The following is a 22,254-nucleotide window of genomic DNA, read 5'->3' as shown; positions in this document are numbered from 1 at the left end:
GCATCCCGCATGAATCCGCCGGAACCCGCTACGCCCACGCTCTCTTCCACCTTGTGCCTGTACGGGCAGGGCGTGGTGCGCGGCTATGCCATCGGCCGGGCCGTCGTCATGAGCGCGGCCTCGCTGGAGGTCGCTCACTACCGCATTGCCGAAGAAGACATCGAGTCCGAGCAGCAGCGTTTCACGCAGGCTGTGGAGGCCACTGTGCGCGACCTGGGGCAGATGGCCGAGGATCTCCCGGCCGATGCGCCGCGCGAGCTCGGCGTCTTGCTTTCCGTGCACGCCATGCTGCTGCAGGATCCCATGCTGGTGCAGTCGGTCTGCCAGCTCATCGCGGAGCGCCAGTACAACGCCGAGTGGGCGTTGACGGCCCAGGGCCATATATTGGTCGAGCAATTCTCTCTGATGGAGGATGCCTATCTGCGGGAGCGGGGCGCCGATGTGCGCCAGGTGATCGAGCGCGTCCTGCGGGTGCTGTCCGGTTCCGTGCACTGGCTTCCGAATCTCGATGCGGTGGCCGCCGACGGCAGTCTGATCGTGGTGGCGCGCGATATCTCGCCGGCCGATATGATGCGGTTGCGCGGGGGGCGCTTCGGGGCCTTTCTGACCGACCTGGGCGGCGCCACCTCGCATACGGCCATCGTGGCGCGCAGCATGAATGTTCCGGCCGTGGTCGGCATGGGGCTGGTGCGCACGCTGGTGCGCGATGGCGACCAACTGGTCGTCGATGGGCTGAATGGGCACGTCCTGGTGAATCCCTCGGAATCCGTGCTGCGGGAATACCAGACGCGGCAGGCCGCTTTCCTGCGCGAGCGTGACGAGCTCAAGGCGCTGCGTTTCGCGCCGGCCGTGACGCTCGACGGGGTCCGTATCCGCATGGAGGCCAATATCGAGCTGCCGGACGAAGCCGCCGATGCGCTGGCGGCCGGAGCCGAGGGTATCGGGCTGTTCCGCAGTGAATTTCTGTTCATGGGGCGGCCAGACCTGCCCGGCGAGGAAGAGCAGTACCAAGCCTATGCCTCGGTCGTGCGCGCCATGGCGGGCAGGCCGGTGACCATCCGCACACTGGATATCGGCGCCGACAAGACACTGGATGGCGAAGCGACCGTGGCCACCAACCCGGCGCTGGGTCTGCGCGCGATCCGTTATTGTCTGGCCAATCCGGACATGTTCAATACGCAATTGCGGGCGTTGCTGCGCGCCGCCGCGCACGGGCCGATCCGGGTGCTGTTTCCCATGGTGTCCCACATGCACGAGATCCACGCCGCCCGCCGCGCACTGGCGAGGGCCGCCGCCGAACTCAGCGCGGAGGGCCTGCCGCATGATGCCGGCGTGCAGGTGGGCGCCATGGTCGAGATTCCCGCCATCGCCATCGCCATCGAACCTTTTGCCGAGGCGTTGGATTTCCTGTCCATCGGCACCAATGATCTGATCCAGTACGTCCTGGCGATCGACCGGGGGGACAGCGAGGTCGCTTCTCTGTACGATCCCATGCATCCGGCGGTGCTGCGCCTGATTGCGCATACCATCAATGCCGGCGAACGGGTGGGCAAGCCCGTGTCGATCTGCGGCGAGATGGCGGGCGACGTCCGCGTCACCCGCATGCTGCTGGGGCTTGGGTTGACCGGATTCTCCATGCATCCACAGCAGTTGCCGGACGTCAAGAAAGAAATCCGCAAGGCGCATTCCAATGCCCTTCGCGTCAAGGTCGCGTCCGCCCTGAATCGCGCCGAGCGTATCGATTTGTCCACGCTGGACGCCTGAAAAGCCTTTGGAATCTTTCCGGGTATCCGGTCTGGCGGTTCGTTGGTAGAATCATCCGGCGGCAATACCCCGGTTTCCGACCCCGATATTCCCAGGCCTCTCCTTGCGACTCAATCTTCTTCCCCGTACCGTTCGGCAGAAGGCCCTGGTGGCTTTAAGCTTGGTCATCCTGCTGGCCATCGGCAACGTTTCCATCGTTCAGTTCTTGCTGCGGGAAAGCGACGGCACGGCCGCCACGTTGAACGTCGCGGGCAAGATGCGCATGCTCAGCCAGCGTATCAGCCTTGAGGCGCTGGCCGGGCATCGGGATCCGGCGCCGGGGGATTCCGCCACGGAGACCCTGGCGGGGGCCTTCGAAGCGGTGCACGAGGCGCTGCGCCTCGGCGGCCATGTCTTCGATCTGGACATCCCGCCGGTGCCGGCGGCGCTGGCGCCGCAGTTGCAAAACGTGCATCGGGCCTGGGTGAGCCATCGCGGCGCCGTGACGGCTTTGGCCGCGGCTCCGGCAGACGACGGCGCCGCCGTGGCGAGGTTGATGCGGACCGGCGCCGATCTGTTGATGCACGCCGAGGCGTTCATGGACGGACTGGTTTCCGAGGCCCGGCTCAGCCAACAGCGGGCGCTCTACGGCGCCTACGCCTTGTTTCTTCTGGATCTCTTGCTGCTGGCGCTGGCCGGCTGGGTCGTGTCCCGGCAGATTCTGAGGCCCATTCAAGGGCTGGTGCGACAGTGCCGTTCCCTGGCGGTGGGCGACTATGCCGCCCGCTCGGCCTTGCCGCCCGGAGACGAACTGGGCGAACTGGGCCGGGCCTTGAACGATTCGGCGGCGCACATCGAGCAACTGCTGCGGGATATCGAGAAAGAGCATGCGGCGCTGGCCGATGCGCAGTCCATGTTCAAGGGCCTGTCGGACAATACGGTGGCCGGTATTTTCATGCTGGATGAGAACCTGCGTTTCATTCACGCCAATGCGCGGATGGCGGACATGCTGGGGTATTCGCAGGCCGAACTGGTGGGCGGGCTTGCTCTGGATCGGGTCTTTGCCGGCGAAGCCTACGAAACCGTCAAGGCGCGGGTGCAGGACCGGTTCTCGGGATTTGCGGCCCGGGCGCGGCATGAGGCCTCGGCGCAGCGCGGCGACGGTTCCGTGATCGAACTGGAACTATTCGGCTCGCTGATGTCCCTGCACGGCCGCCCGGCGCTCATTGGGCTCATGTTCGACATTACCGAGCGCAAGCGCGCCGAGGCTTCGGCACGGCGGGCCTCGCTGGTCTATGCCAATACCAGCGAGGCCATGGTCGTCACCGACGCCGATGGCGTCATCCAGGACATCAATCCCGCCTTCACGGCGGTGACGGGCTACAGTGCGCAAGAAGTGGTCGGGCGCACCATGAGCGTGCTCAGCTCCGGTCGTCACGGCGAGGACTTCTACCGGGCAATGTGGGCCCGGCTGGTCGAAACCGGCCGCTGGAGCGGCGATATCCACAACCGGCGCAAATCGGGCGAGGAGTACGTCGAACGCCTGTCGATCAATACCTCTTACAACGCGGACGGCACCGTGAATTGCCGCATCGGCCTGTTTTCCGACGTCACGGAAAAGCGGCGCCGCGAGGCCTCGATCTGGCATCAGGCGCATTATGATCTCCTGACCCAACTGCCCAACCGCCAGATGTTCCAGGAAAACCTGCGCCTCAGCATTGAGCAGTCCCGCTCGGGTGGTCTGCCGTTCGGCCTGGTGTTCCTGGATCTGGATTACTTCAAAGAGGTCAACGACACATGGGGCCACGAGGCCGGCGATCAATTGTTGCGCCTGGTCGCCAGGCGGCTGAGCGAGTGTGTGCGCAGTTCGGATCTGGTGGCGCGCCTGGGCGGCGATGAATTCACGCTCATCATCCGAGACATCCAGGATCCGGATGATCTCTTCCCGGTCGCCGATAAAATCCTGGAGTCCCTGTCCCAGCCTTTCGCACTGGGGGATCGCACGGTCCGGATTTCCGCCAGCATGGGAGCGGCCTTCTACCCGCGTGACGGCCAGAGCGACGGCGAACTGTTGCGGGCCGCCGATCTGGCCATGTATGCCGCCAAGGAAGAGGGTCGCAATCATTTCCGGATCTATTCGGCGGGGATGCGCGAGCCCTCGGCGGGAAGCGATGCGCCTCAGTCCGGATAGGCGGTCTCGCCATGCTCCGAGGCGTCCAGGCCCTGGCGTTCTTCGTCAGGCGCGGCCCGCAGTCCAACCAGGAGATCCACCAGCCAGGCGCAGATCACGGCGCTGATCGCAGCCCAGGCCATGCTGACCAGGACGGCCTCGACCTGCAGCCAGGTCTGATGCAGCAGCGCCGCCAGGCCGGCGGGGCCGGGGCCGCCGAGATCGGCGCAATAGAAAACGCCTGTCAGGATCGCGCCGACGATACCGCCCACCGCATGGATGCCGAAGACGTCGAAGGCGTCATCGATGCCCAGACGGCGCTTGAGACTGCCCACGCCGTAGAAGGCGGCCCAGGAAGCCAGCACGCCAATGACGAGCGAGGCGCCCGGGGCGACCAGGCCTGCGGCCGGCGTGATGCCTACCAGCCCCGCGATGGCGCCGGAGGCGGCGCCCAGCAGCGAGGCCCGGCCCTTCAGCATCCGTTCGGCCAGCGCCCAGGCCAATACACCGCTGGCGGCGGCCAGCAGCGTGTTGGCCACGGCCAGGACGGCTTGCTCATTGGCGGCCAGCGCCGATCCGCCGTTGAAGCCAAACCAGCCGATCCACAGCAGCGCGGCGCCGGTCAGGTTCATCGGCAGGCTGTGGGGCAGCATGGCCTCCCGGCCGTAGCCCAGGCGGGGGCCGACCCAGCGCGCGCCCACCAGGCCGGCCACGCCGGCGCTGATGTGAACCACGGTGCCGCCGGCGAAGTCGAGGGCGCCGCGCAGATGCAGCCAGCCGTCGCCGGCCCAGACCATGTGTGCGATCGGCATGTAGCCCAGCGTGAACCACAGGCCGGCGAAGGCCAGCGCCGCACCGAACCGGGTGCGCTCGGCCATGCTGCCGGTGATCAGGCCGCAGGTAATGGCCGCGAACGTCGCCTGGAACAGAGCGAACAGCAATTCGGGGATCGTGCCGAGCAGAGGCAGCGCGCTTTCCGCGCCCGCCTGGTGCAGTCCGGCCAGCCCCAGACGCGTCCACCCGCCCAGTCCGCCGAAGCCTTCGGTGAACACCAGGGAATAGCCGTAGGCGAACCACAGCACGATCACCAGCGTGCAGACGCCCAGCGTCTGGGTCATGACGGACAGCGCATAACGCTTGCGCGCCAGGCCTCCGTAAAACAGTGCCAGGCCGGGCACGCACATCAGCCAGACCAGCAGGGTCGAGGTCATGGTCCAGACCAGATCGCTCTTGTCCATGTCGGGAACTCCTTTTTTGAGGGTCAGAGGGCGGCTTCGCCGGTTTCGCCGGTGCGGATGCGCACGACGTGCTCGAGGGGCGTGACGAAAATCTTGCCGTCGCCGATCTTGCCGGTGCGGGCTGCCTGGCTCAGGCATTCCACGGTCATTTCGACCAGGGCATCCGGCACTGCGACCTGGATCTGCAGCTTGGGCAGGAAGTCGACCTGGTATTCCGCCCCCCGGTAGAGTTCGGTGTGCCCTTTCTGGCGGCCGAATCCCTTGGCTTCCGTGACCGTCATGCCTTGGATGCCGGCCGCTTCCAGGGCGGCATGGGTTTCCTCCAGTTTGAAGGGCTTGATGAGTGCGGTGACGAGCTTCATGAATACTCCTTTGCAGTGTGCAGGCAGGGGAAATAAAGCAAAAGCCATGCCAACTGCGGCAGGAAGGGGTATCGGGCGGGGAGGGAAGCGGGGCGAGGCGGGTGCGGACGGGATGCACCGCGTCGGTGCAGGCATGCCCCGAAAGAGGGCTTTTGTGTCCAGTTGTTGACCGCGCGACGCACGGCAACGCCCCTGTTTGAAGCGGTTTTCCCTGTGGATGGATGAGGGCAGGGGATGAGGATGTCTGTTGTTGCGCGGACATCAGTCATTACATGTCAGGGTTTACCCCCTATCCCAGGCCGCTAGAATTGTAACCAAGCCGGTTGTAACAAGCCGGCCTTCGACAATGATCCGCCATTTCATACAGCGGAATTTTGCATAGGGAAGATCATGAATATGACGCGTAAAACGCTGACTCTGGCCGCCATGGTGGCATCGCTGAGCCTGCTGGCCGCTTGCTCCAAGAGCGATGATGCTTCTGCGCCGCCTCCGGCGGCTCCCGCGCCTTCGACGGCGCCGACCCCGGCTCCCGTGCCTCCCGTCGCACCCGCGCCGCAAGAAGAGCAGAGTGCTCCGGCTGATCAGCAATCCATGCAGGACAAAATCAAGGATTCGGCCGAAGCGGTCAAGGAAAAGGCCGACGAACTGGCCAAGGATGCCGGCGAAGCCGCCGAAAGCGCCCGCGAATCCGTGAAGGAGGGCGCGGCCAAGGCCGACGCCGCCATTCAGGGCGCCATCGGCAACTCGGGTGGCGAGTCGAAGTAAGGCCATTTGATCGGGCTCCGGCGCGTGGGGCGAATTCATCCCGCAAGCCGCCCGCGCGACCTTCTCCGCCCCTATAGTGGGGGCGGAGTAGCGCGCCCGGGAGGAGCCGATGTCGCTTGCCGTTCTGTCCAGCCGGACCTTGTTTGGATTGCAGGTCCGGCCCGTGCAGGTCGAAGTCCACGTGGGCTGCGGCCTGCCTTCTTTTTCCATTGTCGGCTTGCCGGGTGCGGGCGTGCGCGAAAGCCGCGAACGGGTCCGGTCGGCGTTGCTCAGCAGCGGCTTCGAGTTTCCCGCCGGGCGCATCACGGCCAACCTGGCGCCCGCTGATCTTCCGAAGGATTCTGGCCGTTTCGATCTGCCGATCGCGCTGGGCGTGCTGCTGGCCTCGGGCCAGATCGCCGATGCACGGGGGCAGGTGCCCGAGGTGCGGCACTATGTGCTGGCGGGCGAATTATCCCTGACTGGAAGCATCATGCCCGCGGATGCCGCACTGGCGATCGCGCTGTCGGTGGCCCGGGATGACCCGCAGGCCATTCTCATCATGGCGCCGGCGGCGGCCGGTGTTGCCGCCCGGGTGCCCGGCTTGCGGGTGCTGTCGGCCGGAGGGCTGAGCGAAGTCGTGGCGCATTTCACCGATCGGGCGATGCTGCCCAGCGCCACGCCGGCAGGCCATGAGCCGGCGGACGAAGCGCCGGCGCCGTGCCTGTCCGATGTGCGGGGGCAGTCGGCCGCCCGGCGCGCTTTGGAACTGGCGGCCGCCGGTGGGCACGGGCTGCTGCTCAGCGGCTGTCCCGGTGTGGGCAAAAGCATGCTGGCCCGGCGTCTGCCCGGCCTGCTGCCTCCTTTGACCCCCGACCAGGCCTTGGAGGTGGCCGCAGTGCACGGTCTGGCGAGGTCCCGTCCCGCATGGTCCCGGGTGCCGCCATTCCGTGCCCCGCATCATGGGGCATCCATGCCGGCGCTGGTGGGAGGGGGCGCCCGTCCCCGGCCTGGGGAAATCAGCCTGGCACATCACGGGGTGCTGTTTCTGGATGAACTGCCCGAATTCGGCCGACAGGCCCTGGAGGCCCTGCGCGAACCCCTGGAGACCGGCCACGTCACAGTGGCCCGGGCGGCCGGCAGTTGTACCTTTCCCGCCCGTTTCCAATTGGTGGCCGCGATGAATCCGTGTCCTTGCGGCTGGCACGGGCATCCTCATCCGCGTCGCGACTGCCGCTGTTCCCGGGAGGCGGTGGCGCGATACCGGGCGCGGATTTCAGGACCTCTGCTGGACCGGATCGACCTGCATGTCGGTTTGAGCGTGGAATCCGCTTGGCTGGAGGCGCCGCCGGGAGAGCCTTCCGCCCCGGTCCGGGCGCGCGTACTGGCTGCCCGGAACCGGCAACTGTCGCGCCAAGGCTGCTTGAACGCCGAGCTGGACGGCGTCTTCCTGGACCGTCACGGCGAGCCCGATGCCGGTGGCCGTGCGTTGCTGATGCGCGCCGTCGCGACCTGGGGCTGGTCGGCGCGCGCCGCGCGGCGGTCGCTGCGCGTGGCGCGGACGCTGGCCGACCTGGACGGCTGCGACCGGGTCGAAGCCGCCCATATGGCTCAGGCGATCCAGTACCGCCCGGAAGAATCGGCGTGAACCGGGCGTCCCGCAATCCGGTCCGTACCGCGTGCCGGTCCGGGCGCAGCCGATGGGGCGGGTAGAATGATGAATTCACCATTTCATGGCAGGAGGCCGCGATGATCGCTCCCAACCAATTGTTCGACGACTTCCAGAAGAACATGTCGGAGTTCCTGGCCAAGACGCCGGCCGCCGACATCGAACGCAACATGAAAGCCTTCATGATGCAGGCTTTTGCCCGCATGGATCTGGTCACGCGGGAAGAATTCGACATCCAGGCCGATCTTCTGGCCCGTGCGCTGGAACGTGTCGAATCTCTTGAGGCGCGTCTTCAGGCGCTGGAGACGAATCCGGACGGGGAGTAGCCGGCTGGACAAGTCTTGATAATTCGCCCTATAATCAAGGGCTTTTCTCAATGGGGGAAAACCCATTGTGGAATCAGGGTTCGCGCATGCAGGTTGCGCATGCCGGATCCGAACCGTTTTGCAAATACCAGGTTTGACAAGCGCCCGGATCCCGGGCCACCTGGATTTGCCAAGTCAACAGAGTATCGTCATGCCCAAGATGAAGAGCAAAAAAGGCGCCTCCAAGCGCTTTAAGGTGCGCGGCAGTGGTTCCATCAAGCGCGGCCAGGCTTTCAAGCGTCATATCCTGACCAAGAAAACCACGAAAAACAAACGTCAGCTGCGCGGTTCGACTGCTGTCCATGAATCGGATGTCGCCTCGGTGAAGGCGATGCTGCCTTTCGCCTGATCGGAGAATACACATGCCTCGCGTCAAACGCGGCGTCACTGCTCGTGCACGCCATAAAAAAGTCATCAAGGCCGCCAAGGGCTACCGCGGCCGCCGCGGCAACGTCTTCCGGATCGCCAAGCAGGCGGTCATGCGCGCCGGCCAATACGCCTATCGCGACCGCCGCAACAAGAAACGCACCTTCCGCGCCCTGTGGATCACTCGCATCAATGCGGGCTGCCGCGAATTGGGCGTGACCTACAGCGTCTTCATCGCCGGCCTCAAGAAGGCTTCGATCGAACTCGACCGCAAGGTCCTCGCCGACATGGCCGTGCGCGACAAGGCTGGCTTCGCAGCCATCGTGGCCCAGGCGAAATCCGCGCTGGCCGCCTGACCGACACAGTTTCGTTTCCGATTCTGTATCATCGCAAACGGAGCTCCATCGGGCTCCGTTTGCGTTTTGGAATGCACCATGGACTCATCGCTCGACGAATTGATTGCCCAGGCCCGCGACCGCTTCGCCCAGGCCGGGGACGCCGCCACGCTGGAAAACGAAAAAGCCGCTTTCCTCGGCAAGCAGGGTTCCCTGACGGCGCTGCTCAAGGGGCTCGCGTCCCTGCAAGGTGAGGAAAAACGCACGCGCGGCGCGCAGATCAATCTGGCCAAGCAGCAGGTTGAATCCCTGCTGAACGCGCGGCGATCCGAACTGGCCCAGGCCGTGCTGGATCAACGCCTGGCGGCTGAGACCATCGATGTCACCCTGCCGGGCCGGGGGCGCGGCGCGGGCGGCATCCATCCGGTCATCCGCACGTGGCAGCGCGTCGAGCAGATCTTCCGCTCCATCGGCTTCGATGTGGCCGACGGCCCGGAAATCGAAAACGATTGGACCAACTTCACGGCGTTGAACAATCCGGAGAATCACCCGGCGCGCTCCATGCAGGACACGTTCTACGTGGACATGAAGGATGCGGACGGGCTGCCGCTGGTGCTGCGCACCCACACCAGCCCCATGCAGGTGCGCTATGCGCGCATGAACAAGCCTCCCATCAAGGTCATCGCCCCGGGGCGCACCTACCGCGTCGACAGCGATGCCACACATTCGCCGATGTTTCACCAGGTCGAGGGCCTGTGGATCGCCGAGAATATCTCCTTTGCCGACCTCAAGGGCGTCTACACGAATTTCCTGCGGGCCTTCTTCGAGACCGATGACCTGACTCTGCGCTTCCGGCCCTCGTTCTTTCCGTTCACCGAACCCTCGGCCGAGATCGACATGATGTTCACCTCGGGCCCCAATCGGGGCCGCTGGCTCGAAATCTCCGGCTCGGGCCAGGTGCACCCCCAGGTCGTGCGCAATTTCGGGCTGGACCCGGAACGCTACATCGGCTTCGCTTTCGGCTCGGGGCTGGAGCGCCTGACCATGTTGCGCTACGGCGTGAACGACCTGCGCCAGTTCTTCGAGGGCGACCTGCGCTTCCTGCGCCAGTTCAACGACTAGGCCCGCCAGGCCTCAGCGACACGGAATCCGAATCATGCAATTTCCCGAATCATGGCTGCGCGCCTGGGCCGACCCCGACATCGACGGCCAGGAACTCGCCCATCGGCTGACCATGGCCGGCCTCGAAGTCGAGGACGCCGATCCGTACGCGCCGCCGTGCTCCGACGTGGTGGTCGCGCGCATCGAGTCGATCGAGCCGCACCCCAACGCCGACAAGCTGCGCGTCTGCCAGGTCGATGACGGCTCGGGCGAACGGCAGCAGATCGTCTGCGGTGCCCCCAATGCGGCGGCGGGGCTGGTTGTGCCCCTGGCGCGCATCGGCGCCGAACTGCCCGGCGGCCTGCGCATCGGCCCCGTAAAAATGCGCGGCGTCGAGTCGAGCGGCATGCTGTGTTCGGCCCGTGAGCTGGGCCTGTCCCAGGATCATTCCGGCCTGCTCGAACTGGCCGCCGAACTGCAGCCAGGCCAGGATCTGCGCCAGGCGCTGAACCTGGACGACACGATCTATACGCTCAAGCTCACTCCCAATCGGGCCGATTGTCTGTCCATCCTGGGGGTGGCGCGCGAAGTCGCGGCGCTCACCGGCTGCGCGCTGCGCCTCCCGCAGGCGCCCCGGGTGGCGGTGACCATTGACGACCGCCTGCCCGTGAACGTGCAGGCGCCGGATTTGTGCGGCCGTTTCGCCGGTCGCATCGTGCGCGGCGTCAATGCGCGCGCCGCCACGCCCGACTGGATCAAGTCGCGCCTGGAACGCGCCGGTCAGCGGCCCGTGTCGGCGCTGGTGGATATTTCCAACTACGTCATGCTGGAATTGGGCCGCCCCACCCACGTCTTCGATCTCAAGCGGATCGAAGGCGGCCTGACGGTGCGTTGGGCACGGGACGGCGAGTCGCTGACGCTGCTCAACGACCAGACCGTCGAGCTGTCGGCCGATGTCGGCGTGATCGAGGCCGGCGGGACGCTGGAAAGCATGGCCGGCATCATGGGCGGGCAGGCCTCGGCCGTGACGCTGGACACGACCGACGTCTACCTGGAGGCGGCCTTCTGGTGGCCGGAGGCCATCATGGGCCGCCCGCGCCGCTACAAGCTCAATTCCGAGGCGGGCCATCGCTTCGAGCGGGGCGTGGATTTCTCCACCATTCCCGAGCATCTGGACCTCATGACGGCCCTGATTCTGGACATCTGCGGCGGCCGGGCCGGTCCGCTGGACGACCAGATCGTGAACCTGCCCGCGCGCGAACCGGTGCGCATGCGCCTTGAGCGCTGCGCCCGTGTCCTGGGCATCCGTCTGGACAGCGAGGAAGTCGGTGCCGTCTTTGCGCGCCTGGGCTTCGTCTACGAGCGGCAGGGCGACGATTTCATCGTGACGCCGCCCGCCGCCCGCTTCGATCTGATGATCGAGGAAGACCTGATCGAAGAGGTCGCCCGTATCCATGGCTTCGACCGCATTCCCGACCGGCCGCCGCTGGCGCCGGCCCTCATGCGGGTGCCGCCTGAAACGCTGTACGGTCCGCATGCGCTGCGCGCCGCCCTGGCCGCGTGCGATTACCAGGAAGTCATCAATTTTTCCTTCGTCGAGGAAGCCTGGGAACGGGACTACTGCGGCAATGCCGATCCCATCCGCCTGCTCAACCCCATCGCCAGCCAATTGGCGGTGATGCGCTCCAGCCTGATGGGCGGCCTGCTGGCCAACATCGCCCACAATGCCAAGCACCGCCAGACGCGCGTCCGGGTTTTCGAGCTGGGCCGCGTGTTCGCCCGAGATCCTTCGGTGACCGATGGCGGCCTGGCCGTGGCGGGCGTGGACCAGCCGACCCGCCTGGCTGCGGCGGCCTGGGGGCCGGCCTTGGCCGAGCAGTGGGGCGAGCAGACCCGTCCGGTGGATTTCTTCGACGTCAAGCGCGACCTCGAGACTTTGCTGGGCGCCCGCGCGGCCGGCCTGCGTTGCGAGGCCGCCGGGCATCCCGCGCTGCATCCGGGCCGCAGCGCCCGCCTGCGGCTGGACGGCCGCGCGATCGGCTGGCTGGGCGAGATCCATCCGCGTTGGGCCCAGGCCCTCGATCTGCCGCATGCGCCCGTCGTATTCGAACTCGATGCCCAGGCCGTCTCCGAGCGTGTCTTCCCCGCGCCTCAAGAGCAATCCCGCCAGCCCGTGGTGGTGCGGGATCTGGCGATCTGGGTGGACGCGGGCGTGCCCTGGCAGTCGCTGCTTGATACACTGAAACAGCGGATTGCGGCCGATGATGCCCTCTCCGTGGTCAAAGACATTAAACTGTTCGATATCTGGCGCGAAGCCGCGACCGCCCAGCAGCGCAGCTTGGCGTTGCGCCTCTGGTTCCAGGGCCGCGATGCGACGCTGGAAGACCGCCAGGTCGAGCATTGCGTGCAAAGCCTGCTCGACGCCCTGACCCAGGAACACGGCGCGCGCCTGCGCTCATAGGAGAAATCGCCGGTGAATACGGATCGGACGCTCACCAAAGCCCACCTGGCCGAACTGCTGTTCGAGCGCGTGGGTCTGAACAAGCGGGAAGCCAAGGACATCGTGGATACGTTCTTTTCCGAAGTCCGCGACGCCCTGGTCCAGGGCACCGAAGTCAAATTGTCGGGTTTCGGCAGCTTTCAGGTGCGCAACAAGCCGCCGCGGCCGGGCCGCAATCCCAAGACCGGCGAGGTCATTCCCATCGCCGCCCGCCGGGTGGTCACGTTCCATGCCAGCCAGAAGCTCAAGGACGGCGTGGTCGCCGACGGAGGCGCCGCATGACGTCCGCCACGCCTGCGGTGGCGCTGCCGCCGATCCCCGCCAAGCGCTACTTCACCATTGGCGAGGTCTCCGAGCTGTGCGGGGTCAAGCCGCATATCCTGCGCTACTGGGAACAAGAATTCGCCCAGCTCAAGCCGGTCAAGCGGCGGGGCAACCGCCGCTACTACCAGCATCATGAAGTCCTGCTGGTGCGCCGCATCCGCGATCTGCTCTACGAGCAGGGCTTCACCATCGCCGGGGCGCGCAACCGTCTGGGCGACAGCAACGACGCACCGCACGATCAGGATGCCGCCGTGCGCCTGAGCGGCGCCGAACTGCAGGCGTTGCGCGCCGACCTGGTGGCCGCGCGGGATCGCCTGGCGCAGGCGCTGGAGGGCAATCACCAGGCCCATCAGGCGGCGGGGCTGCTGGACCTCTGACGTCGCCCGGGTCTGGCCCGGGATCGCAAAACACCAGGCGCGAGACGCCGGCTTGCATGCCCCGCAGCCGGCGTTTTTCATGTGTCGCCAGCCCCGTTCAGTGACGGTCCAGGTGTACGGGTTGCTGGATGATCGTGCCGGTGGGCGGCGGCTGCAGGCTTGCCCAGAGCGCCAGGGCAGCCAGGCACAACGCCACGCCGATCCCGGCCGCCAGGGCCACTCGCCCGCGTCTGAGCCGTCGCGGGCCCGGCCGGGTCCGGTGGCGCGGCTGATTGTCGGCGGGGTCGGCATGCGGGTTGTCGCCGGCCGGCCGGGCCTCGCTCACGACGGGCGGTTCTTCCGCGTCCATGCCCAGGCTCTGGCGGATGCGGTCCAGCACCGCGTCGGGCGGCGGCTGGACGGGCAGGGCGTCGACGATGCCCAGGAAATAGGCTTCCCACTTCAGGGCGCGCGCCGCCGCCGCGTCATCGTGGGCCAGGCGCGCCTGGATGTCCGCCGTGCGCTCGGGCATGTCCAGCCCCAGCACATAGCGGGCGATCTCGTGGTCGGAGTAGGAGCGGTGTCTGGTCATGCGCACACGGCCTTGTCGATGTGCGCCAGGGCGGCATCCAGAGAGGCTTCGATATCGGGCTCGGAGCGATCCAGGCGGGCGGCGATGCGGGCCGGATCGCCGCCATGCAGGTAGGCCTGCAACAGGGCGTCGAGCTGCGGTCCGGGCAGGCTGGCCAGCGCGCCGGCGACCGAGCCGGGCGGGGCATCCGCCGGCAGGCGCAGTTGCGGCAAAGGCGTGTTTTCCGCCGGATGGCGGCCTTCGGAGCGCATCTGCCGCGCATGGGCCGACGCACGGTAACGCAGGATGCTGTAGAGCCAGGCGCGCGCGGTTCCGATCGCCGGGCTGTAGCCGGCCGCATTGCGCCAGATCAGGACGAATGTTTCGTGCAGCACGGCGTCGGCCGCGCCGGGGTCGTCCAGCATGGCCAGCGCCAGGGCGCGCATGGCGGGGGATTCCTGGCGGTACAGCGCCAGGAAAGCGGCGCGGTCGCCCGCTGCGCAGGCACCCAGCTCCGCCTCGAAATCAAAAACAGAAACAGTCATACAATCTTTTCCGTTCACCGGGTCTCGGGACGCATCGGCCAGGGCGCGCGTCCTCCAGGGATAGCATCATTGTATGCGGACCCGCCGAAATGCTTCCCGGCATTTGCCGCTCGCCTGTTTTCCGGATGTTTCCATGCGCTTCTCTCATACCGGCCCCGCGCCCGCGCGGCGCGACGACTGGCTGACCCTCAAGACCCTGTGGCCGTATGTCTGGGCCTTCCGGGGCCGGGTCACACTGGCCTTTGTGTGCCTGGTCGCGGCCAAGGTCGCCAATGTCGTCACGCCGGTCTGGCTCAAGGATATTGTCGATGCGCTGGGCGTCGCACCGACCGTGCTGGCCGTGCCGCTGGCGGCGCTGTTGGGCTACGGCCTGTCGCGGCTCGCCACATCGATCTTCGGCGAACTGAGGGACGCCTTGTTCGCGCGCGTCACTCAGGGCGCCATCCAGCGGGTCGCCAGCCAGGTCTTCCGCCATTTGCTGGCCCTGTCGCTGCGCTTTCACATGGGGCGGCGCACCGGCGGCCTCACGCGCGACATCGAGCGCGGCACCAAGGGCATTGGGTTTCTGCTCAATTTCATGGTCTTCAACATCGTTCCCACGCTGCTGGAGATCGCCATGGTGACGGGCGTGCTGCTTTGGCGCTACGACTGGATCTTTGCCGCATTGACCCTGGGCACCATCGCCGCCTATGTGCTGTTCACATTGAAGGTCACCGAACGCCGCATGGTGTACCGCCGCACCATGAATTCCCTGGACAGCCAGGCCAATGGCCGGGCGGTCGATGCGCTGCTGAACTATGAAACCGTCAAGTACTTCGGCAACGAAGGGTACGAAAGCCGTCGTTATGACGCCGACATGACGCGCTGGGTGGATTCGGCCGTGCGCAACCAGGTGTCGCTGAACCTGCTGAACATGGGGCAGGGTGTCATCATCACCCTGGGCATGACCGCGCTGCTGTGGCAGTCGGCGCGCGGTGTGGTCCATGGCCAGATGACCGTGGGCGACGTGGTGCTGGTCTCGGCCTATCTGACCCAGTTGTACGCGCCGCTGAATTTCCTGGGCTTCGTGTATCGTGAGATCAAGCACGCCCTGGCCGACATGGAACGCATGTTCGATCTGCTGGCCAACCGCCAGGAAGTGGCTGATCGTCCCGGCGCCATCGAACTGCGGGCGGACCGGGCCAGCGTGGATTTCGAGGCGGTGGATTTCGCCTACCAACCCGATCGCCAGATTCTGCACAAAGTGAGTTTCAGCGTGCCGGCGGGCGGTTCCCTGGCGGTCGTGGGGGCCTCGGGGGCCGGTAAATCGACCTTGTCGCGCCTGTTGTTCCGTTTTTACGACCCGACGGGGGGCGGTATCCGGGTGAACGGCCGCGACATACGCGACTATACCCAGGCCAGCCTGCGCGCTCATATCGGCATCGTGCCGCAGGATACGGTGCTGTTCAACGATACCATTGGCTACAACATCGGCTATGGTCGGCCCGATGCCACCCAGGAAGACATCGAGCAGGCGGCACGGGCCGCCCACATCCACGACTTCATCGCATCGCTGCCGCAGGGCTACGACACGCCGGTCGGCGAGCGTGGGTTAAAATTGTCCGGCGGCGAAAAACAGCGCGTCGCGATTGCCCGCGCGCTGCTCAAGTCGCCCCCGATCCTGGTTTTCGACGAAGCGACCAGCGCGCTGGATACCCGCACCGAACGCGCCATTCAATCGCAACTGGAGCGCATCGCCCAAGGGCGCACCACGCTGATCATCGCGCATCGCCTCTCCACGATCGTTCATGCCGATCTCATCCTGGTGATGGAAGCCGGCAGGGTGGTGGAGCAGGGCACCCATGCGGCGCTCCTGGCTCAAGACGGGCGTTATGCCCGCATGTGGCATCTGCAGCAATCCAGGGCAAGTCCTGACGACGCCATCCAGCCCCCGCGGGCGGACTGATGCCGGGCGAATCCGGGCCCGTCTGTACGCGGCGAGACCAATAAGCAATGCGGGTTTGACCTATATGGTACCAAAGAGGTACTATTTGGTTTTCAACGCCCACCTTTGGAACAGCCGATGCTGCGGATCAGCAAGATCGTCGATTACGGAATCCTCGTGCTCACGCACATGGCTTCCCGTCCGGCGCATGTCTGCAGCGCAGCCGAATTGGCAGGCGACCTGGGCCTGGGCCAGCCCGTGGTCAGCAAAGTCCTGAAGCTGCTTGCCCAGCGGGGCCTGGTCGCCAGCACGCGGGGTGCGCGCGGCGGTTATCGCCTGGGGCGCGATCCGGGGCAGATCAATGTCGCCGAAATCATCGACGCGCTCGAAGAGCAGCCTTTCGGCCTGACCGAATGCACCGCGCTCCCGGGCGCCTGCAGCGTCGAGGACGCCTGTCACATCCGCTCCCACTGGCAACGCATCAATCGTATCGTGCGCCGCACGCTGGAATCCGTCACCGTGGCCGACATGCTCGACGGCGAAGACGCCGGCGCGCCGCGCTCGCCCGCTTCCCCGGTCCTGGTGCCCGCGCCCGAACCCGGCTCCCGCAGGGCCATTCCGAATATCACGAACTGGAGTCTGTCCAAATGAGTACCGTCAACGACAAGCTCGATTCCTTTCTCGACCGCGACTACGAGGCAGGCTTCGTCACGCAGATCGAGTCCGAGACCTTTCCCAAGGGGCTCGACGAGGATGTGATTCGCCGCCTGTCCGCCATCAAGCGCGAGCCCGAATTCATGCTCGAATGGCGCTTGAAAGCGTATCGAGAATGGCTCAAGATGAGTCTGCCCAAATGGGCCAAGGTCCATTATCCGGATCCCGATTTCCAGGACATCAGCTACTACTCGGCGCCCAAGTCCAAGAAGGACGGCCCCAAGAGCCTGGATGAGGTCGACCCCGAGCTCCTGCGCACCTACGAAAAGCTGGGCGTGCCGCTGCACGAGCGCGCCAAGCTGGCCGGGGTGGCCGTGGATGCGGTGTTCGACTCGGTGTCCGTGGCCACCACGTTTCGCAAGCAACTGGCCGACGTCGGCATCATCTTCTGTTCTTTCTCCGAGGCGGTGCGCTCGCATCCGGACCTGGTGCAGAAATACATGGGCACGGTCGTGCCGCCCGGCGACAACTTCTACGCCGCATTGAATTCCGCGGTGTTCTCCGACGGCTCTTTCGTCTACATCCCCAAGGGCGTGAAATGCCCGATGGAGTTGTCCACGTATTTCCGCATCAACAACGCCGATACCGGCCAGTTCGAACGCACCCTGATCATTGCCGACGAAGGCGCCAGCGTCAGCTATCTGGAAGGCTGTACGGCGCCCATGCGCGATGAAAACCAGTTGCACGCCGCCGTGGTGGAGCTGGTCGCGCTGGACGATGCCAAGATCAAGTATTCCACGGTGCAGAACTGGTACCCCGGCGACGAGAACGGCGTGGGGGGCATCTTCAATTTCGTCACCAAGCGCGGCGACTGCCGCGGGGCGCGTTCGCGGATTTCCTGGACCCAGGTGGAGACCGGTTCGGCCATCACCTGGAAATATCCCAGCGTGATCCTGCGCGGCGATGATTCCACCGGCGAGTTCTATTCCGTGGCGCTGTCCAATCACCGCCAGCAGGCCGACACCGGCACCAAGATGATCCACATGGGGCGCAATACGCGCAGCACCATCATCTCCAAGGGGATTTCCGCCGGCCACGGCAGCAACACTTTCCGCAGCCTGGTGCGCATGACGCCCAAGGCCGAGGACGCGCGCAACTACACGCAGTGCGACTCGCTGCTGATCGGCAGCAAGTGCGCCGCGCATACCTTCCCCACCATGGAAGTCCAGCACCCCAGCGCCAGCGTCGAGCACGAGGCCACGGCTTCGCGCATTGCCGAAGACCAGTTGTTCTATGCGATGCAGCGCGGCGTGTCGGCCGAGGATGCGGTATCGATGATCGTCAATGGCTTCTGCAAAGAAGTCTTCAAGGAATTGCCCATGGAGTTCGCCGTCGAAGCACAGAATCTGCTCGGCGTGAGCCTGGAAGGCAGCGTAGGTTAAGGAGCCCTCTCATGCTGAAAATCGACAATCTGTACGCCTCGATCGAGGACAAGGAAATCCTCAAGGGCCTGAGCCTGGACGTCAAGCCGGGCGAGGTTCACGCCATCATGGGGCCCAACGGCGCCGGCAAAAGCACGTTGTCCCAGGTGCTGACCGGCCGCGAGGCCTACAAGGTCACCGCCGGCACCGTCGAGTTCGAGGGCCGCGATCTGCTGGAGCTCAACGTCGAGGAACGCGCCCGCGCCGGCATTTTCCTGGCCTTCCAGTACCCCATCGAAATCCCGGGCGTCTCCAATGCCTACTTCATGCGCGCCTCGGTCAACGCCATGCGTCGCGAACGCGGCCTGCCCGAACTCGACGCCATGGATTTCGTGAAGAAAGCCAAGGCCGAGATGAAGCTCGTCGGCATGCGCGACGAATTCCTGTACCGCTCGGTCAACGAAGGCTTTTCGGGCGGCGAAAAGAAGCGCAATGAAATCCTGCAGATGGCGCTGCTCGAACCCAAGCTGGCCATCCTGGACGAAACCGACTCCGGCTTGGACATCGACGCCCTGAAGACAGTGGCCGATGGCGTCAACCGCCTGCGTTCCCCGGAGCGCTCCATGATCGTCATCACCCACTATCAGCGCTTGCTCGACTACATCGTGCCCGACTACGTGCATGTGCTGGCCCATGGCCGCATCGTCCGTTCGGGCGGGCGCGAGCTCGCTCTGGAGCTCGAAGAAAAGGGCTACGGCTGGATCGAGGGCGCCAGGCCCGCCGGCGCCAAGCCCGCCGCCCGGGGGGCTGCGGCATGAGTGCGGATCTGCAAGCCTGGGCCGATACGTTCGGCCGGCGCGCCGGCGGTCTGCCTGGCGCCGGGGTGCCCTGGCTGGCCGAGGCCCGCCGCCAGGCACTGGACCGCTTCATGAGCGAAGGCTGGCCCACGCCGCGCATCGAAGCCTGGCGCCATACCTCGCTGGCGCCGCTGGCCGCCGCCGCGTTTGAAGACGGCGGCGTCCAATCCGTGGCTGAACGCATCGCCGCGCTCAAAGCTGGCGAAACGGGGCACTGGCTGGTATTCGTCGATGGCGCCTTCGACGCAGACTTGTCCGACGTCGGCGCTTTGCCGGGCGGGGCTACGGTCCTGCCTCTGTCGCAGGCCTGGAGCGAGCACGCCGAGGCCATCCGTTGCGCTTACGGCGATGCGGCCGACGGCCACAGCACCAGCGCCCTGAATCTGGCCCTGGCCAGCGACGGCGCCTGGATCCACCTGGTTCGCGGCGTCGCGGTCGAGCAGCCCATCCATCTGGTCTGCGCGGCGGCTTCGCCGCGCGCGGCGCACTTTCTGCGCCACCTGATTCAGGCCGGGGCCGGGTCCCAGGCGACGGTGGTCGAGCATTACGTCGGCGTGCCTGATGCGGCAAACTTCCGCCATGCGGCCACGCGGCTGCGGCTCGACCGGGACGCGCGCATCACCCACCTGAAACTGCAGCAGGAATCCGGGCAGGCCTGGCACCTGGGCGACATCGACGCCACTCAAGGGCGCGGTTCGATATTCACCTCGCACTCGGTGTCCCTGGGCGCGCGGCTGGCGCGCCACGATATCGCCACGCATTTCGCCGACGAGCGTTGCGAAACCCTGCTGAACGGTTTGTATTATGTGGACCAGCGCCGCCACGTCGACCACCACACGCTGATCGGACACGAAAAACCGCACTGCGTCAGCCATGAATCCTATCGCGGCATCATGGCCGACGCTGCGCACGGCGTCTTCACCGGGCGCATTCTGGTGGCGCCGGGCGCTGACGGCACGGATGCCATCCAGCGCAACGACAGCCTGCTGCTCTCGCGCCTGGCAAAATCCGATGCGCGGCCCGAACTGGAGATCTATGCCGACGACGTGAAGTGCGCCCATGGCGCCACCGTCGGCCGACTCGACGCCGACAGCCTGTTTTATCTGCGCTCGCGCGGCCTGGACGAGGTCCATGCCCGCGACATCCTGATTTATGCCTTCGCCGCCGCCAGCGTGGCAAAGATCGAATCCGAGCCCTTGCGCCGGCGGGTCGAGCTCGCCGTGCGTGCACTGCTGCCGGGCGGCGCCGCCCTGGAGGAAGCCGCATGAATGCGCCGCTGACCTCTCAACACAGCGCCCAATTGGCGGCCGACTCCGGTGGCGATTCTCCCCTGGCTTCGCCTTGGGCCGGCGATTTTCCGATCCTGGCACGGCCTGTGCGCAAGCGCCGTCTGGCCTATCTGGACAATGGCGCCACAACGCAGAAGCCGGGCGCCGTCATCCAGGCGCTGGAAGCGTTCTATGAGCAGTCCAACGCCAACATCCATCGCGGCGTGCATTGGCTGTCCCAGCATGCGACCGACCTGTACGAAGAGGCCCGCGAGCGCGTGCGCGTGCTGCTGAACGCTCCCGACAGCCAGGACGTGGTCTTCACGCGCGGCACCACCGAGGCCATCAATCTGGTCGCTCAGTCCTGGGGCCAGAATGTCTTGCGCGCCGGTGATGAAATCCTGGTGACGGGCATGGAGCACCACTCCAATATCGTGCCCTGGCAGCTCTTGTGCGCGCGCACGGGCGCCGTGCTGCGCCATGCGCGTATCACCGATACCGGCGAGCTGGATCTGGACGACTTTCGCGCCCAGTTGAACCCACGCACGCGCCTGGTGGGCATCGCCCATGTGTCCAATGCCCTGGGCACGGTCAATCCGGTGGCCGAACTGGTGCGCCTGGCGCATGAGGCCGGCGCCCTGGTGCTGGTCGATGGCGCCCAGGCTGTGGCCCATGCCCCAGTGGACGTGCAAGCCCTGGATTGCGATTTCTACGCCTTTTCAGGCCATAAACTCTACGGCCCCACCGGCATCGGCGCCCTCTACGTGCGTGGCGCGATCCTGGCCGGGATGCCGCCCTGGCAGGGCGGCGGCGACATGATCCGCACGGTCAGTTTCGAAGGCAGCACCTGGGCGGCCGGCCCGCAGCGCTTCGAGGCGGGCACGCCCAATATCGGCGGCTCGGTGGCCCTGGGCGCCGCCATCGACTACGTCCTGTCCATCGGCCTGGAGCGCATCGCCGCGCACGAGGCTGCGTTGCTGGCTGAGGCCACCGAGCGCCTGCGGGCGCTGCCGGGTGTGCGCCTGGTCGGCACGGCCGCGCACAAGGCGGGCATTCTGTCGTTCCTGGTGGACGGCATCCATCCGCACGACTTGGGCACGATCCTGGATACCGAGGGTGTGGCCATTCGTGCCGGCCATCATTGCGCCATGCCCCTGATGTCGCATTTCGGCATTCCAGGCACGGCACGCGCATCTTTTGCTCTGTACAACGACGGGCGCGACATCGACGCCTTGGTCGCGGGCGTGCGCAAGGCACAAAAACTGTTTGGGGTATAGCCGATGAGGGACAACGACGACGGCCTGCGCGATCTCTACCAGGAGGTCATCTTCGATCACAACCGCAAGCCGCGCAATTTCCATGCGATGGACGATGCCTCGCATCGCGCCGACGGGCACAACCCGCTGTGCGGCGATCAGTTGACCGTCTATGCCCGTGTCGGCGGCGGCATCGTCCAGGAAGTGAGTTTCATCGGCCATGGCTGTGCCATTTCGACCGCGTCCGCATCGCTGATGACCGAGGCCGTGCGCGGCCAGCCGGTCGAGCAGGTCGAGGCGCTGTTTCGCAACATCCACGCCATGCTGACCGAGGCCCACCCGGATTGCGATCTGGGCAAGCTCGAAGTCTTGTCGGGGGTGCGTGAGTTTCCCTCGCGGGTGAAATGCGCCACGCTGGCCTGGCATACGCTGCATAACGCCATCACCCGGGCGGGCGACACGGCCGTCACCGAATAACGCGATGA

The 22,254-nt window shown here is 66.0% G+C and carries 22 protein-coding genes; 18 read left to right on the top strand and 4 right to left on the bottom strand.

Annotation, left to right across the window (positions count from 1 at the left end; translation table 11 throughout):
- Positions 1-9: 9 nt before the first annotated feature.
- A complete protein-coding gene (gene ptsP, locus ABRZ00_RS13335) occupies positions 10-1,764 on the top strand; it encodes a phosphoenolpyruvate--protein phosphotransferase (protein ID WP_368641679.1) in 1,755 nt (584 codons plus the stop codon).
- Between the two features lie 148 nt (positions 1,765-1,912).
- Positions 1,913-3,934: a diguanylate cyclase domain-containing protein gene (locus ABRZ00_RS13330; RefSeq protein WP_368644333.1), complete on the top strand. Its 2,022-nt coding sequence runs from the start codon at positions 1,913-1,915 to the stop codon at positions 3,932-3,934.
- On the opposite strand, the gene ABRZ00_RS13325 is transcribed toward ABRZ00_RS13330, so the two are convergent.
- Positions 3,922-5,151, bottom strand: a complete 1,230-nt coding sequence (locus ABRZ00_RS13325) for an ammonium transporter (protein WP_368641681.1) — start codon at positions 5,149-5,151, stop codon at positions 3,922-3,924. The two genes, ABRZ00_RS13330 and ABRZ00_RS13325, sit on opposite strands and share 13 nt — an antisense overlap.
- Before the next feature lie 23 nt (positions 5,152-5,174).
- Positions 5,175-5,513, bottom strand: a complete 339-nt coding sequence (locus ABRZ00_RS13320; RefSeq protein WP_343835350.1) for a P-II family nitrogen regulator — start codon at positions 5,511-5,513, stop codon at positions 5,175-5,177.
- A gap of 390 nt (positions 5,514-5,903) precedes the next feature.
- Here ABRZ00_RS13320 and ABRZ00_RS13315 point away from each other — a divergent pair, with 390 nt between their 5' ends.
- The 9 genes from ABRZ00_RS13315 to ABRZ00_RS13275 all read left to right on the top strand — a co-directional run bounded on the left by ABRZ00_RS13315 (position 5,904) and on the right by ABRZ00_RS13275 (position 13,294).
- Positions 5,904-6,278, top strand: a complete 375-nt coding sequence (locus ABRZ00_RS13315; protein WP_343835349.1) for a hypothetical protein — start codon at positions 5,904-5,906, stop codon at positions 6,276-6,278.
- Positions 6,279-6,387: 109 nt separating this feature from the next.
- Positions 6,388-7,905, top strand: a complete 1,518-nt coding sequence (locus tag ABRZ00_RS13310) for a YifB family Mg chelatase-like AAA ATPase (RefSeq protein ID WP_368641682.1) — start codon at positions 6,388-6,390, stop codon at positions 7,903-7,905.
- A gap of 101 nt (positions 7,906-8,006) precedes the next feature.
- On the top strand, positions 8,007-8,252 hold the full coding sequence (locus ABRZ00_RS13305) for an accessory factor UbiK family protein (RefSeq protein ID WP_368641683.1): 246 nt from the start codon (positions 8,007-8,009) through the stop codon (positions 8,250-8,252).
- Positions 8,253-8,442: 190 nt separating this feature from the next.
- Positions 8,443-8,640: a 50S ribosomal protein L35 gene (gene rpmI, locus ABRZ00_RS13300; RefSeq protein WP_343835344.1), complete on the top strand. Its 198-nt coding sequence runs from the start codon at positions 8,443-8,445 to the stop codon at positions 8,638-8,640.
- 13 nt (positions 8,641-8,653) lie between these two features.
- Positions 8,654-9,013, top strand: a complete 360-nt coding sequence (rplT, locus tag ABRZ00_RS13295; protein WP_343835342.1) for a 50S ribosomal protein L20 — start codon at positions 8,654-8,656, stop codon at positions 9,011-9,013.
- A gap of 78 nt (positions 9,014-9,091) precedes the next feature.
- Positions 9,092-10,114 carry a phenylalanine--tRNA ligase subunit alpha gene (pheS, locus tag ABRZ00_RS13290; protein WP_368641684.1) on the top strand — a complete coding sequence of 341 codons (1,023 nt, stop codon included), beginning with the start codon at positions 9,092-9,094 and terminating at the stop codon, positions 10,112-10,114.
- Positions 10,115-10,148: 34 nt separating this feature from the next.
- Complete coding sequence (gene pheT, locus ABRZ00_RS13285; RefSeq protein ID WP_368644332.1) at positions 10,149-12,554, top strand: phenylalanine--tRNA ligase subunit beta; 2,406 nt, start codon at positions 10,149-10,151, stop codon at positions 12,552-12,554.
- A gap of 12 nt (positions 12,555-12,566) precedes the next feature.
- Positions 12,567-12,875: an integration host factor subunit alpha gene (locus ABRZ00_RS13280; RefSeq protein ID WP_343835337.1), complete on the top strand. Its 309-nt coding sequence runs from the start codon at positions 12,567-12,569 to the stop codon at positions 12,873-12,875.
- Complete coding sequence (locus ABRZ00_RS13275; RefSeq protein ID WP_343835336.1) at positions 12,872-13,294, top strand: MerR family transcriptional regulator; 423 nt, start codon at positions 12,872-12,874, stop codon at positions 13,292-13,294. Before ABRZ00_RS13280 ends, ABRZ00_RS13275 begins: the two co-directional genes overlap by 4 nt.
- 97 nt (positions 13,295-13,391) lie before the next feature.
- Here the strand turns inward: ABRZ00_RS13275 and ABRZ00_RS13270 are convergent, their stop codons facing one another.
- Together ABRZ00_RS13270 and ABRZ00_RS13265 are read right to left on the bottom strand one after the other, a co-directional pair.
- Complete coding sequence (locus ABRZ00_RS13270) at positions 13,392-13,865, bottom strand: hypothetical protein (RefSeq protein ID WP_368641686.1); 474 nt, start codon at positions 13,863-13,865, stop codon at positions 13,392-13,394.
- Positions 13,862-14,389: a sigma factor gene (locus tag ABRZ00_RS13265; RefSeq protein WP_343835333.1), complete on the bottom strand. Its 528-nt coding sequence runs from the start codon at positions 14,387-14,389 to the stop codon at positions 13,862-13,864. The genes ABRZ00_RS13270 and ABRZ00_RS13265 overlap by 4 nt, the downstream gene beginning before the upstream one ends.
- Positions 14,390-14,522: 133 nt before the next feature.
- Between ABRZ00_RS13265 and ABRZ00_RS13260 the strand changes: the two genes are divergently transcribed.
- The 7 genes from ABRZ00_RS13260 (at position 14,523) to sufU (ending at position 22,246) form a co-directional block, all read left to right on the top strand.
- On the top strand, positions 14,523-16,334 hold the full coding sequence (locus tag ABRZ00_RS13260; RefSeq protein ID WP_368644331.1) for an ABC transporter ATP-binding protein/permease: 1,812 nt from the start codon (positions 14,523-14,525) through the stop codon (positions 16,332-16,334).
- A gap of 117 nt (positions 16,335-16,451) precedes the next feature.
- Positions 16,452-16,964 (top strand): SUF system Fe-S cluster assembly regulator, encoded by a 513-nt coding sequence (locus ABRZ00_RS13255; RefSeq protein ID WP_343835330.1) that lies wholly within the window; start codon positions 16,452-16,454, stop codon positions 16,962-16,964.
- Positions 16,961-18,409 (top strand): Fe-S cluster assembly protein SufB, encoded by a 1,449-nt coding sequence (gene sufB, locus ABRZ00_RS13250; RefSeq protein ID WP_343835328.1) that lies wholly within the window; start codon positions 16,961-16,963, stop codon positions 18,407-18,409. The genes ABRZ00_RS13255 and sufB overlap by 4 nt, the downstream gene beginning before the upstream one ends.
- 11 nt (positions 18,410-18,420) lie before the next feature.
- Positions 18,421-19,206 carry a Fe-S cluster assembly ATPase SufC gene (gene sufC, locus ABRZ00_RS13245; RefSeq protein WP_368641688.1) on the top strand — a complete coding sequence of 262 codons (786 nt, stop codon included), beginning with the start codon at positions 18,421-18,423 and terminating at the stop codon, positions 19,204-19,206.
- On the top strand, positions 19,203-20,513 hold the full coding sequence (gene sufD, locus ABRZ00_RS13240) for a Fe-S cluster assembly protein SufD (protein WP_368644330.1): 1,311 nt from the start codon (positions 19,203-19,205) through the stop codon (positions 20,511-20,513). The genes sufC and sufD overlap by 4 nt, the downstream gene beginning before the upstream one ends.
- Entirely contained in the window at positions 20,510-21,790 is a 1,281-nt protein-coding gene (locus tag ABRZ00_RS13235; protein ID WP_368641690.1) for a cysteine desulfurase, read from the top strand. Before sufD ends, ABRZ00_RS13235 begins: the two co-directional genes overlap by 4 nt.
- A gap of 3 nt (positions 21,791-21,793) precedes the next feature.
- Complete coding sequence (gene sufU / locus ABRZ00_RS13230; RefSeq protein WP_368641691.1) at positions 21,794-22,246, top strand: Fe-S cluster assembly sulfur transfer protein SufU; 453 nt, start codon at positions 21,794-21,796, stop codon at positions 22,244-22,246.
- The last annotated feature ends 8 nt before the right edge of the window (positions 22,247-22,254 follow it).

It is taken from the genome of Castellaniella ginsengisoli, assembly GCF_040955415.1.
In the GTDB taxonomy this organism is placed as follows: Bacteria; Pseudomonadota; Gammaproteobacteria; order Burkholderiales; family Burkholderiaceae_B; genus Castellaniella; species Castellaniella ginsengisoli.
The sequence above is the reverse complement of the archived record's forward strand: the minus strand, read 5'-3'. Positions and strand labels throughout refer to the sequence as shown.